The following is a 14,870-nucleotide window of genomic DNA, read 5'->3' as shown; positions in this document are numbered from 1 at the left end:
AGTGTGCCTGTAGTCAGTGTGTATGCCGATCCTAAAGCATTGCATAAGTCACTTGTTGCTAAAGTTATAAAACAAGCACGTAAAAACGGTGAAGATCATAAAACGCTTGCAGAAAATGCCGCTGAGCTTGATAAGCGTACCTCTGTTTATTATGAAAATGATCTGCGCTGGCGTGAGCTGGCAGATGTATTACGTATCGATCCTAAAAAAATAAATTCGCGTTTATTAAATGATCCCACCCGTCGTTTTGTGTATTTAAAGCGCCAAGTTACACCGGCTGTTGCCAACTACATTAGCCAATTACGCTTACCTGGTATTCATTTGTTAGATGAGTCTAAACGTTATTACCCCGCGGGAGAGGTAACGGCCCACATTATTGGTTTTACAAATATTGATGGGAAAGGCATAGAAGGCATTGAAAAACTCTACGAAAATGCCTTAACAGGCGAAGAAGGCCGCCGCACTATTCGTAAAGATGCCCAAGGCCGCGAAGTTGAAGTATTAGATGAGCGTGAGCGTGTAGAGCCTGAAAATATTCAGCTGAGTATTGATCAACGTATTCAAGCAATTGCTTATAAAGCAGTAAAATCTGCTGTACTCACGTATAAAGCGACATCGGGGTCGGCCATGGTGGTTGATGTTAAAACCGGTGAAGTTTTGGCTATGGTAAATAGCCCATCATTTAATCCAAATAATTTGAACGATGCACAACCACATAAACGCCGTAACCGCGCAATTACCGATTTGTTTGAACCAGGCTCAACCGTTAAGCCACTAGCCATTTTAGCTGGGCTAGACTACGGCGCAATTAAAGCCGACGACACCATTGATACCTACCCAGGTTGGATGCGTTTAGGCGGCAGTTTAGTAAAAGATACCCGTAACCACGGTGAAATGACGCTTCGCGAAATTTTAAAGTATTCATCAAACATGGGCGTGGCCAAGGTAACGCAGCAAGTACCTAAAGATTACTTAGTTGGCTTATATCAAAAAGTGGGCTTTGGTAGTGATACCGGCACAGGCATGGTTGGCGAAAGTAGTGGTTTATTTTATCCAAACCGCCGCTGGTCTGACTTTGAAATTGCCACGTTATCGTTTGGTTATGCTATTTCGGTAAGTACGGCGCAAATGGCCCGCTTTTACACCATGTTAGGTGCCGGTGGGATTAATCGTCCGTTAACGATTTTAAAGCAAGACGGTGTGCCAGAAGGCGAGCGTATTTTTAAACAAAAAGACGTAGAAGCCGTTGTTCACATGATGGAAAGCGTGTTTGAAAAAGACGGTACAGCCCGAAACATAAAAGTAGATGGCTACCGTGCGGCAGGCAAAACCGGTACTTCTAAAAAGGCGGTTGCTGGTGGTTACGGTGATGAATACGTAGGTTATTTTGCAGGTGTAGCACCGGCAAGTAATCCACGCTTGGCTGTGGTAGTGATGATAAATGAGCCCGGTGGCGATGTGTACTATGGAGGTGCCACCGCAGGCCCTGCATTTGCAGAAATCGTCTCTAACGCATTAAGAATATTAAACGTAGCCCCTGATAAGGAAGAAGTGGCTTACGTAAAAGGTAAAGATAACGATGCGTGATTTAAAGGCTATTTTAAAATACATCGACATAGATGCACCTTCGCAGCTAGTTAAAGATTTACGCCTTGATAGCCGGGATGTAACCCCTGGCGATGTATTTGTGGCTATAAAAGGCCATGCGCTTGATGGCGGACAGTTTATTGCCAAAGCAATTGAAAACGGCGCTACAGCCATTATTGCCGATAGGCTCTGCGAATTTGATGTCACTTTTGAGCCACTGTATTTAGTAACTGAGCTTGATAAAAAACTCCCAGAGCTAGCGAGTCAATTTTATGAAAACCCAAGCCAATCTCTCGATTTAATTGGTGTAACGGGCACTAATGGCAAATCTACAACAACGGCTATGATGGCGCATTTAGCGCAGTTTTGTAGTACCCCTTCGGCCATTATAGGCACATTAGGCTATGGCCACCCCGATACACTTACGCCACTTATTAATACCACGCCTTCGGCTGTTGACTTGCAGCACATATTGCATGACTTAAAACAGCAGCATAAAAAGCTTGTGGCGATGGAGGTTTCATCGCACGGGTTAGTGCAACAGCGTGTGGCACAATGCCAATTTAAAGCGGCGGTATTTACTAATTTATCGCGCGATCACCTTGATTATCACGGCGATATGACAAGTTATGGCGACGCTAAGCTTATGCTGTTTCGCGATTTTGACCCACAGTTAGTGGTGCTTAATCAAGACGATGGGCAAGCAGAGCAATGGCTTGAAAAATACAGTTTTAATAATCTTATTTGTTATGGTCGTAAAAATTTAGCACCTAAAAATGCACAGTATGTGTATTTTTCTGATGTTGAGTATTCTAAAAATGGTATTTCGGCGCAATTGAGCACAAGTTGGGGTGATATTAGCGTAACATCGCCTCTATTTGGTGAGTTTAACTTATATAATTTAACTGCGGCACTGGCAACATTGTTGGGGCTAGGTTATCCGCTTGAGCAGTTAGCCGCCGGATGCGCGCATTTGCACCCCGTTGCTGGGCGTATGCAAGCGTTTAGCGAAGTTAATTTACCTACGTGCGTTGTTGATTACGCCCATACGCCTGATGCGCTTGCTCTGGCTTTACAAGCATTGCAAAAGCATGTGCCTGGTGGGGTTAGTTGTGTTTTTGGTTGTGGCGGCGACAGAGATAAAGGTAAGCGTGCCTTAATGGCGCAAGCGGCAGAGCAAAATGCAGATAAGGTTATTGTTACCAGCGACAATCCGCGTTCAGAAAACCCAGATGCTATTTTGGCAGATGTGGCAGCGGGTTTATCGCAGCCTGAAAAAGCCCATTTAGAGGCTGATAGAGCAAAAGCCATTCGCTATGCAATAGAAAATGCAAATGCGGATGACGTTATTTTAATTGCCGGCAAAGGCCACGAGGATTACCAAATTATTGGCGATCAACGTATCGACTTTTGCGATCGCAGTTATGTAAAAGAACAACTAAAAAAAGCAGTAAGAGGGATAACTCAATGATCCCAATGGACTTTGATTGGCTGGCAAATGTGCTAGCAACCGATTATCTAGGTGATAATCTCAATGTAGTAAATATTAATACCGATACCCGCAGTATTTGCGACGGTGAGGTGTTTTTAGCTTTAAAAGGGCCTAATTTTGATGGCCATAAATTTATTGCTGACGCTAAACAAAAAGGCGCTATTGGCGTTATTGTTCAGCATAAAGTAGATGTAGATATTGTGCAGTTTGTTGTTAGCGATACCCGCATTGCATTAGGCAATATAGGTGCAGCAGTTATGGCGCAGGTTAACCCTAAAACCATTGCCATTACGGGCAGCGTGGGTAAAACAACGGTAAAAGAAATGTGCGCCGCTATTTTATCGGTGCACGGAGATGTGCTTGCTACAAAAGGTAACTTTAATAACGATATTGGCGTACCACTTACGCTATTACGTTTAGAGCCGCAGCACCGTTTTGCTGTTATAGAGCTTGGCGCTAATCATTTAGGCGAAATTGCTTACACTACCGCCATGGCAAAACCCGATGTAGCTGTGGTGTGTAATGTGGCCGCAGCGCATTTAGAAGGCTTTGGTAGCCTAATGGGAGTTGCTAAGGCAAAAGGTGAGATTTTTGATGGCCTAAAAGACGATGGCGTTGCCATTGTTAACTGCGATAGCGAATTTAGCCAATACTGGCTTGATAAATTAAAAGGGCGCACTGTTAAGTGTTTTTCAAGTACTGAAAAACTTGATATTTGGGCTGAAAATATCAGCCTAGACGAAAACGCTCGCGCGAGCTTTTTATTGTGTACACAAGATCAAAAAGTACCTGTAACGCTTGCTCTTCCTGGTAAGCACAATGTGAGCAATGCGCTTATTGCTGCGGCTTTAACCAGCGAGTTTGATGTATCACTTGAAGAGATAGCCACCGCACTTGCCACCATGGGCGATGTGAAGGGGCGTGTAAACTTAATAAAAGTAACTGATTCACTGACCGTTATTGATGATACCTACAATGCAAATGTTAAGTCGGTAAAAGCTGCAATTGATTTATTAAGTGATATTCAAGGGCACCGTATTTTAGCACTGGGCGATATGGGAGAGCTTGGTGAGCAAGCCAGAACTTATCATCAAGAAGTAGGCGAGTACGCAAAACAACAAGGCATTGATGAGCTGTATACGCTGGGTGTGTTAAGTAAATACGCAAGCGATGTATTTGATAAGCCAAACCGTCATTTTTCTAACCGCGAAGAGATGCTCAAGCAAATTCAAACCAGTCTTAATAACACAAACAATAAAACCACGCTTGTGGTGAAAGGATCGCGCAGTTCTCGCATGGAATTATTAGTAACCGATTTAGTAAATGGCCAGCAACAAGCCATCAATGGAGTATCATAATGTTAGTTTGGCTGGCAGAGTATTTAACCCAATATTACAGTGGCTTTAATGTTTTTTCGTATTTAACCCTACGTGCCATTTTAGGCATATTAACAGCGTTAATGATGTCGCTTTATTTTGGCCCTAAGCTCATTCGTTCGTTACAAAAAATGCAAATTGGCCAAGTAGTGCGTGATGATGGCCCAGAATCTCACTTATCTAAAAAAGGCACTCCTACTATGGGAGGCTTACTTATTTTAGGCGCCATATTTACCAGCACCTTATTATGGGCTGATTTATCAAACAAATACGTATGGGCAACCTTATTTGTAATTGGCTCATTAGGTTTAGTGGGCTTTATAGATGACTACCGCAAAGTAATACGTAAAGACCCTAAAGGGTTAATTGCTAAATGGAAGTATTTTTGGCAATCGGTTATTGCTCTAGTAGTGGCAACTGCACTGTATGCTACGAGTACACAAGCGTCAGAAACCTCACTTGTTGTGCCATTTTTTAAAGATGTATTGCCACAACTAGGCTTGTTTTACATTGTAATTACTTACTTTGCATTAGTGGGTACTTCAAACGCGGTAAACCTGACTGATGGCTTAGATGGCCTGGCGATTGTGCCGACTATTTTAGTGGCTGCTGCACTGGCGATAATTGCTTATTTAACCGGTAATATTAACTTTTCGGCTTACTTACATATCCCGCATTTACCGCTTGCTAGTGAGCTGGTGGTTGTGTGTACCGCTATTGTTGGCGCTGGGTTAGGCTTTTTATGGTTTAACACATACCCAGCACAGGTGTTTATGGGAGATGTAGGGTCGCTGGCACTTGGCGGCGCGCTGGGCATTATTGCTATTTTAGTACGCCAAGAGCTACTGCTTATTATTATGGGCGGCGTGTTTGTAATGGAGGCTTTATCGGTAATTTTACAAGTGGGCTCATACAAATTACGCGGACAGCGCATTTTTAGAATGGCGCCGATTCATCATCATTACGAGCTAAAAGGTTGGCCAGAGCCACGTGTTATTGTGCGCTTTTGGATAATTTCAATTGTGCTAGTACTTGCTGGCCTTGCGACATTAAAGATTCGATAAATGCAGTATTTAAACGAGATAAAAAACAAACATATAACAGTGCTCGGACTCGGTGTAACCGGTCTGGGCATTGTGCGTTTTTTATTATCTCATGGTTTTGCACCAAAAGTCGTTGATAGCCGTGTTGCGCCACCAGGTATGGATTGGCTAAGCGAGCATGCTCCTGAGCTTAATACGCATTTTGGTGATTTAGCTAGCGCCGCGCTTTGTAAAACCGATATGATCATCATAAGCCCCGGGCTTAGCTTAAAAATTCCCGCAATTGCTCAAGCAATAGAGTCAGGCATTGAAGTAATTGGTGATGTAGAGCTATTTGCTCGTATAAATACAAAACCGGTTGTTGCTGTTACTGGTTCTAATGGTAAATCAACCGTTGTTACCTTAGCCTACGAGGTATTAAAAGCTGCAGGTTATAAGGTGGCATTAGGTGGCAATATTGGCACTGCGGTATTGGATTTACTAAGCGATGATTTTGATGTGTATGTGCTGGAGCTTTCGAGTTTTCAGCTAGATACCTGCTCAAGCTTAAAACCAATAAGCGCAGCGGTATTAAATATATCTGAAGATCATTTAGATCGATACGACAGCTACCAAGCCTATATCGACTCTAAATTAAGTATTTATAACAATGCTGAGCTTTTAGTAACCAACGCAGATGATATTCAAACTAAGCCTATTAGTCGCGCTTTAGCGCCGCAAATGAGCTTTGGCACCGACCACGGTGATTACCACTTAGCTGAGCGCAATAATGAGCTGCACTTTATAGTAAAAGGCGAGGCGTACTTACCTGTCAGCACGCTTGCGGTCGTTGGTAAGCACAATTACTTAAATACACTTGCGGTTATGGCGTTATTAAGCCCGTTTGATATTAGTAAAGAGCAGTACGCAGCGGCGCTTTGTCAATTTAATGGTTTAGCGCACCGTTGCCAGTTTGTTGATGAGCAACATGGTGTTCAATACTTTAACGACTCTAAAGCCACCAATGTTGGCGCCACTATAGCGGCAATAGATAGTTTGGCCTCAGATCACGAAAACCTGATTGTAATAGCCGGTGGTGATGCTAAAGGCGCTGATTTAAGTGCGTTAAAGCCATATATAAAAAGTCATGTAAAAGCGCTTGTATGCTTTGGTAAAGATGCAGCAGAGCTTGCTGCTTTAACGAGTAAATCGCACTTGGTAAACACAATGCAAGAGGCGGTATCGCTCGCTAAAGTACTTAGCAAGCGCGGTGACATTGTATTACTTGCCCCTGCCTGTGCCAGCATTGATATGTATAACAACTACATGCAACGCGGTGATGACTTTGTGCAATGTGTAATGGAAGGGCAATTATGATTGCCTTTGCCGATTTAAAAGAAACACTCACCCCTAAACCCTCAGCACAGCTTTACGATGTGCCACTGCTTTATTGCATGTTAATGCTTATAGGGGTGGGTTTTATAATGGTGACCAGCGCCTCAATGCCCACAGCCGAAAGGCTGTTTGATAACTCATACCATATTACCATTCGCCACAGCATGTTTTTAGCGATGGCATTTGCTTTATTTTGGATTGCCGCCAGCGTGCCTATGGATTGGTGGAAACGCTCAAACCCGTATTTGTTGCTGCTTGGTATGGTGCTACTTATTGCCGTGTTAATAATAGGCCGCGAAGTCAACGGCGCTAAGCGTTGGATACCCATTGGGCCTGTTGGTTTTCAGGTGGCCGAGGCCGCTAAATTATACTTTTTCAGTTATATAGCAGGCTACTTGGTAAGAAAGCGCGAAGAAGTACAAGAAAATATTAAAGGCTTTGCTAAGCCTATCGCTGTATTTGCGGTATATGCCTTACTTATTTTACTGCAGCCCGATTTAGGAACCGTGGTGGTTATGTTTGTAACAACTGTGGGGCTGTTATTTTTGGCCGGCGCAAAGTTATGGCAGTTTTTTGTACTTATTTTAACGGGCGTAGGGCTTGTTGTATTACTGATTATTGTAGAGCCATACAGAATGGCGCGAGTGGTGGGCTTTTTAGACCCTTGGGAAGACCCATTTGGTAAAGGGTATCAGTTAGTGCAGTCGCTTATGGCCTACAGCCAAGGTGGCTGGTTTGGCCAAGGGTTAGGTAACAGCGTGCAAAAGTTACAGTATTTACCCGAGGCGCATAACGATTTTATTTTTGCCGTTATAGGTGAAGAGCTAGGCCTTGTAGGTGTAGCAAGTATTTTATGTGTGTTGGCTGTGTTTGTATTTAGGGCGCTTTTAATAGGCCAACAAGCTTTAAAATGTGGCAAAGAATACGAAGGCTATTTTGCGTTTGCTATTGGCATTTGGTTTGCGTTTCAAACCATGGTTAATGTAGGCGCCAGTGCAGGGTTATTACCGACTAAAGGGCTAACCTTGCCGTTTATTTCGTATGGTGGTTCAAGTTTATTAATAATGACGATTGCCACCGGTATTTTATTGCGTGTTGATTTTGAAACCAAAATGGCAACCAAACAAGCCACCTCACGCGGAGGTAAGCGATGAGTAAAAAATTAGTAGTTGTGGCCGGTGGTACAGGCGGGCATATATTCCCAGGTATTGCTGTAGCCGATTATTTAAAAGAGCAAGGCTGGCAAATAAGCTGGATAGGCACGCCAGACAGAATGGAAGCGGATGTTGTACCAAAGCATAACATTGAGATTGATTTTATTAATGTAAAGGGCGTACGCGGTAATGGCTTAAAGCGTCTTATTAAAGCCCCATTCATGGTACTTAATGCAATATTGCAGGCGCGTAAGGTATTGAAATCTCAGCAACCAGATGTAGTGCTTGCTATGGGCGGCTATGTAACCGGGCCAACCGGCATTGCCGCTAAAAGTTTAGGCATTCCACTGGTGATTCATGAGCAAAATGCAGTAGCAGGAATGAGCAACAAGTGGTTGGCAAAATTTGCTAACAGAGTACTTGCTGCGTTTCCAAGCGCCTTTGCACCAGGGCAAGCCGAATTAGTCGGTAACCCAGTACGTGCAAGCGTTGCTAATGTAGCTAAACGTGATGTTTCAAGCCCTATTAATATTTTAGTGGTAGGTGGCTCGCTAGGCGCACAAGTGCTTAACCAAACACTGCCAGAGGCGTTTAATTTACTTGCTAAAACAGCGCCAATTAAAGTGTGGCACCAAACAGGTAAAGGCCATATTGAGGGCGTGAAAAGCGCGTATGCGAAAAACAACATTGCAGATGAAGAGCTAAAAGTTGCTGAATTTATAGATGATATGGACGCCGCCTACGCGTGGGCCGATATTGTTATTTGCCGTGCTGGTGCACTGACTGTTAGTGAAATTGCCGCCGCGGGTAAAATGGCTGTGTTTGTGCCGTTTCCACATGCGGTAGACGATCATCAAACCGCCAACGCAAAGTATTTAGTAACCGCAAATGGCGCGCTTTTAATGCCTCAGCCGCAGTTTAATAAAGATTCAATAGTTGAGCTATTAAACCCGTATTTGGCAAAGCCTATATTAATTAAACAAATGGCCAGCAATGCTAAGCAGCAAGCCATTTTAGATGCCACAGCAAGCGTTGCCTCGCACTGTGAGCAAGTAACAAATAAGAGAAAATAAGTGAAAGATAAGTCAATACAAGAACAACAAACTCGACCTGCTATGCGTCGAATAGAAACCATCCATTTTATTGGTATTGGTGGTGCGGGTATGGGCGGCATTGCTGAAGTACTGGCTTTTGAAGGCTACCGCATTACAGGCTCAGATATAGCGCACAGCGCAATGACCGAACGCTTAATTAAAGCCGGTGCAGAAGTATTTATAGGCCATCACGAAAACAACGTAAAAGATGCCAACGTAGTTGTTGTTTCAAGTGCTATTGATGAAACAAACCCTGAGATTATTGCTGCAAAAGCAGCGCGTATACCGGTAGTTCGCCGTGCAGAAATGCTTGCCGAATTAATGCGTTTTCGCCATGGCATTGCTATTGCGGGCACACATGGTAAAACCACTACAACCAGTTTAATTGCCAGCATTTATGCTCAGGCAGGGCTTGATCCTACTTTTATTATTGGTGGCTTATTAAATAGCGCGGGCAGTAATGCAAAAGTGGGCAAGAGCGACTTTTTAATTGCTGAGGCAGATGAAAGCGATGCATCGTTTTTACATTTACAGCCTATGGTATCGGTGATCACCAATATTGAAGAAGATCACATGGAAACCTACGGCGGCAGCCTTGAGAAAATGAAAGACACTTATGTGGACTTTATTCATAACCTGCCATTTTATGGCTTAGCCGTAGTGTGCATAGACTCGCAGGTAGCAAGTGAGTTGATCCCGCGTTTTGGTCGCCCTGTGATCACGTATGGCGAGTCAAAAGATGCCGACTACCGCATGAGTGATTTTAGCCAATCAGCAAGTACTTGTACTTTTACAGTGACACATAAAAGCGGTGAAAGCTTAAGTGCAACGCTTAATATGCCAGGTAAGCACAACGCACTTAATGCCACGGCGGCAATTGCAGTGGCTAAAGATCAAAACATTGCTAACCACGCAATTTTAGAGGCGCTGCAAAAATTTGAAGGCATAGGACGACGCTTCCAGCATTATGGCAACTTTGAAAACGAGCGCGGCAATGTCATGCTGGTGGATGATTACGGACATCACCCATCAGAAGTTGCAGCCACCATTGCAGCGGTACGCGAAGGCTGGCCAGAAAAGCGTTTAGTTATGGTTTATCAACCGCACAGGTTTACCCGTACACGCGATTTATACGAAGACTTTGTAAAAGTATTAGCAGATGTAGATCAACTTTTATTACTTGATGTGTACAGTGCCGGCGAAGAGCCTATTGTTGGCGCAGACAGTAAAAGCCTGTGCCGCAGCTTACGTCAGCGCGGAAAAGAGCCTCTACATGTAGCAACGAGCGCAGAGCTTGCTGGTGTATTGGCCGATAACTTACAAAATAACGACTTAGTTTTAACGCAAGGCGCTGGTAATATAGGACAATTGGTTAAAACATTAGCGGCAACAGGTATGTCGGTGGAAAAATTAAAGCAAGGTGAAGTATGACGCAAGAAAACGCGCAATTTGGTAAAGTAGCAGTACTGCTTGGGGGTAACTCAGCAGAGCGCGAAGTGTCACTACGTTCAGGGCAAGCGGTGCTTAATGCACTACAAAATGCCGGCGTTGATGCCATTGCTTTTGACCCGCAAAATCGCTCTTTGTGGGAGCTAAAAGAATTACAGGTAGATCGTGTTTTTATTGCTTTGCATGGCCGTGGTGGCGAAGATGGGACAGTGCAAGGCGCGCTTGAATTTATGAATTTGCCATACACGGGCAGCACTGTATTAGGCTCAGCCTTGGCAATGGATAAAGTCCGTTGTAAGCATTTATTTAAATCTGCAGGGCTAAGCACAGCGCCTTATGCAGTTGTTGATGCTAAAAAAGGCTTTGATGCAAAAGCTATTATGGATGAGTTTAAAAAAGTAATGGTTAAGCCATCGCACGAAGGCTCAAGCATAGGTATGGCGCAAGCAAGTACCGCTCAAGAGCTTGAAGATGCCCTTACACACGCTTTTAAGTTTGATAGCCAAGTGTTAGTAGAGCAGTGGATAACCGGACGCGAATTTACCGTGACGGTATTAGGCGATGAAGTACAGCCTGTGATTGAAATGACGACTCCAAATGGTTTTTACGATTACCAAGCTAAGTATCAATCAAATACAACACAGTATCATTGCCCTGCAGATTTATCGGCGCAAGATACACAGCACTTACAGGCTATCTCGTTAGAGGCGTTTGATTTAGTGGGTGCAAGCGGCTGGGGCCGTGTAGATGCCATGCAAGATGAGCAGGGGAATTTTTATTTATTAGAAGTAAATACAGTCCCTGGCATGACCGAAAAATCGCTGGTGCCCATGGCGGCAAAAGCAAATGGGGCAACATTTGAGCAATTAGTTGTTCGCATTTTGGGGCAAACGCTTTAATATGCATCCCCTTTTAGAAAAAGCTCAACAGTTAAAACAGCAACTTAACTTTAATTGGTCGCTAATTTTTGGTGTGAGCTTTTTTCTGGTGGTAGTGATTGGGCTCGTGCAAATAACTACCGGTGTATCTGATTGGCTAGTAGAGAACAAAGATGCACAAATAAAGCACTTAACAGTGCTAGGAAAGCCCAAATACACTGACGAAAAGGCCATAATAAAAGCAATAAAAAAGGCCGATTTAAGCAGTTTTTTTGAGCTAGATGTAAAACGCGTACAGCAACTGGTAAAAGATTTACCTTGGGTTGCAACCGTATCGGTACGCAAGCAATGGCCCGATACAATACAAGTGTACGTAGTTGAACACGAAGCCGTAGCCCATTGGAATAGCGATTTACTGCTAAACCAAAGTGGCGATGCCTTTGAAGCAAGTAGCGATAAACTCGCCAATGATTTACCGCAACTTTACGGCCCAGAAGGCAGCGAAAAAGAAGCGTGGATTGCCTTTAAGCAGTTTGACGAAATGCTAAAGGTAAATGCATTAACGTTAAAAAGCTTAGCCCTTTCGGAGCGTTTTTCGTGGCAGTTATGGTTAGATAATGGTGTGCGCTTAAATTTAGGGCGCAAAGACAAAGCAAAGCGAGTACAGCGGTTTATAGATGTGTACCCGCGCATGGAAAAGCGTGCAGATGCACAAATAGATGCAATAGATTTACGCTATGATACCGGCCTTGCAGTTAGCTATAAGCCTGTGCAAGAACAGCAATTACAAAATAAGAGTAAGGCATGACTAAGTCAGCAGAAAGAAACCTAGTGATTGGATTAGACGTTGGTACCTCAAAAGTGGTGGCCACGGTAGGTGAAATCACCGCAGATAACAAGCTCAGCATTATTGGTGTGGGCAGCCAAGTATCTCATGGTATGGATAAAGGCGGCGTTAACGATTTAAACTTAGTGTCTGAGTCGATTCGCCGAGCAATAGATGAAGCCGAGTTAATGGCTGATTGTCGTATTAGCTCAGTGTACTTAGGGATTTCTGGCAAGCACATACAATGTCAAAACGAAAGCGGCGTGGTTGCTATCAATAATACAGAAGTAACCGAAGAAGACATTGAAAATGTAATTCATATAGCGCGCTCTGTGCCTATTTCGGCCGAGCGTAAAATGCTGCATGCATTACCGCAAGAATACAGCATTGATATGCAAGAGGGCATTAAAAACCCCCTTGGGATGAGCGGTGTACGTATGGAAGCACGTGCACACATTATTACTTGCTCAAACGACATGGCTAAAAACATTGAAAAATGTGTTGAGCGCTGTGGTTTAGAGGTTGATCAGCTTATATTTACCGCACTTGCATCGTGTTACTCGGTTTTAACCGATGACGAAAAAGAGCTTGGTGTAGCGGTACTTGATATTGGTGGTGGTACAATGGATATCACTATTTATATTAACGGGGCATTACGCCATTCTTCGGTTATCCCAGTGGCGGGTAATCAAGTAACCGGTGATATTGCAAAAATATTTCGTACACCTATATCACATGCTGAGTCACTCAAAGTACAATATGCATGTGCAAGTAGCCAAATGGCCAGTAACGAAGACACCATAGAAGTACCAAGTGTAGGTGGGCGACCAGCACGATTAATGTCGCGCCATACTTTATCTGAAGTGGTAGAGCCTCGTTTTAGAGAATTATTTGAATTAGCGATGGAAGAAATTCGTCGCTCAGGTTTAGAAGACCAAATTGCGGCAGGCCTCGTTATTACAGGCGGGACTGCTAAAATGACTGGCGCAATGGAAGTGGCTGAAGACATTTTCCAAATGCCAGTGAGAATAGGCAAACCAATCGGGATAGTTGGTTTGACAGACTACGTAGACGATCCTTCGTACGCAACCGCTGTAGGTTTGTTACAATACGGGCGCACTATGCAATCGATGAATGCACAAAAGTCGAAAGCAGAGGATAATAATAATTGGTGGAACCGCATTACTAAATGGTTCCAAGGCGAGTTTTAAAGTACTCAAGTCGGAGAGTAAACATGTTTGATATGATGGAACAACACAGCGAAGAAGCTGTAATTAAGGTAATTGGCGTGGGCGGTGGCGGCGGTAACGCTGTTGAGCACATGGTAAAACAACAAATAGAAGGCGTGCGCTTCATAGCCGCAAATACGGATGCACAAGCATTACGTAATTCCGCTGCCGATATTACCGTACAACTAGGCACGCAAATAACCTCAGGGTTAGGTGCAGGTGCAAACCCAGAAGTAGGCCGCGAATCGGCTGAAGAAGATGCAGAAACAATCCGTGCCAGCCTTGAAGGCGCAGATATGGTATTTATTGCTGCCGGCATGGGTGGTGGTACAGGTACAGGTGCTGCACCAGTGGTTGCTAAAATTGCCAAAGAATTAGGTATTTTAACGGTTGCTGTAGTAACGCGTCCTTTTGACTTTGAAGGCAAAAAGCGCGCAGCAGCTGCTGAACAAGGCATTAACGAATTGTCAGAAATTGTAGACTCACTTATTACAATTCCGAACAATAAATTGCTTAAAGTTTTAGGTAAAGGGACTACACTATTAGATGCCTTCGCTAAAGCAAACGATGTACTTTTTGGTGCGGTTCAAGGTATTGCTGAGCTAATTACACGTTCTGGTTTAATTAACGTGGATTTCGCCGACGTACGTACCGTAATGTCAGCAATGGGTACTGCCATGATGGGCACAGCCTCTGCATCAGGCCCAGATCGTGCTCAAGAAGCTGCAGAAGCGGCTATCTCAAGCCCATTACTAGAAGACGTTGATTTAACCGGTGCTAAAGGTATTTTGGTTAATATTACCGCGGGTATGGACATTGCGATTGAAGAATTTGAAATTGTGGGTAACCACGTTAAAGCGCTAGCGTCTGAAAATGCAACCGTAGTTGTAGGTGCGGTTATTGACCCAGAAATGAGCGACGAGTTACGTGTAACTGTTGTTGCTACGGGTTTAGGCGGCGATCGTCGTCCGCAGTTTGGTATTGTTGATAACGGCTTTAAAAAGGCATCAGGTTCTGATGTAGCAAGTTCATCAAACCAATCTAGCAGCATGTACGTACCAAGCTTTGCAAGCCAAGGCACAAGCACTGAGGAAACGACGCCAAGCACGCAAGTAGAAAGCAAAGAACAAGCGCCATCTACAAGCTCAAGCAACACGGCAAGTTCATCAGCGCAAAACAGTAAAAAAGCGGATAAATCAGAAGGCGGAGATTATTTTGATATTCCGGCTTTTTTACGTAAGCAGGCTGATTAACATTTACTAATGCTTTTGTTTGAAATATGTACAAATATTGAAAGGCAAAAGGATTTATGTTAAACTCCGCCGTCTAACTGTAACTGATTTAAAAGTGAGCGAACCTATGATTAAA

12 protein-coding genes are annotated in these 14,870 nt (G+C 43.7%); all 12 read left to right on the top strand.

Features of this window, described 5'->3' with window-relative positions:
• A partial coding sequence (locus B4F91_RS11045; protein WP_288635748.1) for a penicillin-binding transpeptidase domain-containing protein occupies positions 1-1,587 on the top strand: 1,587 nt, incomplete at its 5' end.
• Positions 1,580-3,058: a UDP-N-acetylmuramoyl-L-alanyl-D-glutamate--2,6-diaminopimelate ligase gene (gene murE, locus B4F91_RS11040; protein WP_004589411.1), complete on the top strand. Its 1,479-nt coding sequence runs from the start codon at positions 1,580-1,582 to the stop codon at positions 3,056-3,058. The genes B4F91_RS11045 and murE, both read left to right, overlap by 8 nt.
• Positions 3,055-4,437: a UDP-N-acetylmuramoyl-tripeptide--D-alanyl-D-alanine ligase gene (locus B4F91_RS11035; protein ID WP_248462245.1), complete on the top strand. Its 1,383-nt coding sequence runs from the start codon at positions 3,055-3,057 to the stop codon at positions 4,435-4,437. The genes murE and B4F91_RS11035 overlap by 4 nt, the downstream gene beginning before the upstream one ends.
• A complete protein-coding gene (mraY, locus tag B4F91_RS11030) occupies positions 4,437-5,519 on the top strand; it encodes a phospho-N-acetylmuramoyl-pentapeptide-transferase (RefSeq protein WP_004589413.1) in 1,083 nt (360 codons plus the stop codon). Before B4F91_RS11035 ends, mraY begins: the two co-directional genes overlap by 1 nt.
• On the top strand, positions 5,520-6,854 hold the full coding sequence (gene murD, locus B4F91_RS11025; RefSeq protein WP_054982318.1) for a UDP-N-acetylmuramoyl-L-alanine--D-glutamate ligase: 1,335 nt from the start codon (positions 5,520-5,522) through the stop codon (positions 6,852-6,854).
• On the top strand, positions 6,851-8,026 hold the full coding sequence (gene ftsW, locus B4F91_RS11020; RefSeq protein WP_286936800.1) for a cell division protein FtsW: 1,176 nt from the start codon (positions 6,851-6,853) through the stop codon (positions 8,024-8,026). Before murD ends, ftsW begins: the two co-directional genes overlap by 4 nt.
• On the top strand, positions 8,023-9,099 hold the full coding sequence (gene murG, locus B4F91_RS11015) for an undecaprenyldiphospho-muramoylpentapeptide beta-N-acetylglucosaminyltransferase (protein WP_286936802.1): 1,077 nt from the start codon (positions 8,023-8,025) through the stop codon (positions 9,097-9,099). Before ftsW ends, murG begins: the two co-directional genes overlap by 4 nt.
• Positions 9,100-9,141: 42 nt before the next feature.
• The gene (murC, locus tag B4F91_RS11010) at positions 9,142-10,551 is read left to right on the top strand and encodes a UDP-N-acetylmuramate--L-alanine ligase (RefSeq protein WP_051063459.1); all 1,410 of its coding nucleotides are present in this window, start codon (positions 9,142-9,144) and stop codon (positions 10,549-10,551) included.
• Positions 10,548-11,468 (top strand): D-alanine--D-alanine ligase, encoded by a 921-nt coding sequence (locus B4F91_RS11005; RefSeq protein ID WP_024033298.1) that lies wholly within the window; start codon positions 10,548-10,550, stop codon positions 11,466-11,468. The genes murC and B4F91_RS11005 overlap by 4 nt, the downstream gene beginning before the upstream one ends.
• Position 11,469: 1 nt before the next feature.
• The gene (locus tag B4F91_RS11000; protein WP_004589419.1) at positions 11,470-12,255 is read left to right on the top strand and encodes a cell division protein FtsQ/DivIB; all 786 of its coding nucleotides are present in this window, start codon (positions 11,470-11,472) and stop codon (positions 12,253-12,255) included.
• Positions 12,252-13,484: a cell division protein FtsA gene (gene ftsA / locus B4F91_RS10995; RefSeq protein ID WP_286938920.1), complete on the top strand. Its 1,233-nt coding sequence runs from the start codon at positions 12,252-12,254 to the stop codon at positions 13,482-13,484. Before B4F91_RS11000 ends, ftsA begins: the two co-directional genes overlap by 4 nt.
• A gap of 23 nt (positions 13,485-13,507) precedes the next feature.
• The gene (gene ftsZ / locus B4F91_RS10990; protein WP_004589421.1) at positions 13,508-14,755 is read left to right on the top strand and encodes a cell division protein FtsZ; all 1,248 of its coding nucleotides are present in this window, start codon (positions 13,508-13,510) and stop codon (positions 14,753-14,755) included.
• The last annotated feature ends 115 nt before the right edge of the window (positions 14,756-14,870 follow it).

This window comes from Pseudoalteromonas sp. UBA6610 (assembly GCF_002433295.1).
GTDB classification, from domain to species: Bacteria; Pseudomonadota; Gammaproteobacteria; order Enterobacterales; family Alteromonadaceae; genus Pseudoalteromonas; species Pseudoalteromonas atlantica.
This window is presented reverse-complemented; position numbering and strand designations above follow the sequence as displayed.

Excerpts from the sequence above, each read along its gene's own strand:
- murE (WP_004589411.1), top strand. The coding sequence starts at position 1,580 with ATGCGTGATTTAAAGGCTATTTTAAAATACATCGACATAGATGCACCT.
- B4F91_RS11035 (WP_248462245.1), top strand. The coding sequence starts at position 3,055 with ATGATCCCAATGGACTTTGATTGGCTGGCAAATGTGCTAGCAACCGAT.
- mraY (WP_004589413.1), top strand. The coding sequence starts at position 4,437 with ATGTTAGTTTGGCTGGCAGAGTATTTAACCCAATATTACAGTGGCTTT.
- murD (WP_054982318.1), top strand. The coding sequence starts at position 5,520 with ATGCAGTATTTAAACGAGATAAAAAACAAACATATAACAGTGCTCGGA.
- ftsW (WP_286936800.1), top strand. The coding sequence starts at position 6,851 with ATGATTGCCTTTGCCGATTTAAAAGAAACACTCACCCCTAAACCCTCA.
- murG (WP_286936802.1), top strand. The coding sequence starts at position 8,023 with ATGAGTAAAAAATTAGTAGTTGTGGCCGGTGGTACAGGCGGGCATATA.
- murC (WP_051063459.1), top strand. The coding sequence starts at position 9,142 with ATGCGTCGAATAGAAACCATCCATTTTATTGGTATTGGTGGTGCGGGT.
- B4F91_RS11005 (WP_024033298.1), top strand. The coding sequence starts at position 10,548 with ATGACGCAAGAAAACGCGCAATTTGGTAAAGTAGCAGTACTGCTTGGG.
- B4F91_RS11000 (WP_004589419.1), top strand. The coding sequence starts at position 11,470 with ATGCATCCCCTTTTAGAAAAAGCTCAACAGTTAAAACAGCAACTTAAC.
- ftsA (WP_286938920.1), top strand. The coding sequence starts at position 12,252 with ATGACTAAGTCAGCAGAAAGAAACCTAGTGATTGGATTAGACGTTGGT.
- ftsZ (WP_004589421.1), top strand. The coding sequence starts at position 13,508 with ATGTTTGATATGATGGAACAACACAGCGAAGAAGCTGTAATTAAGGTA.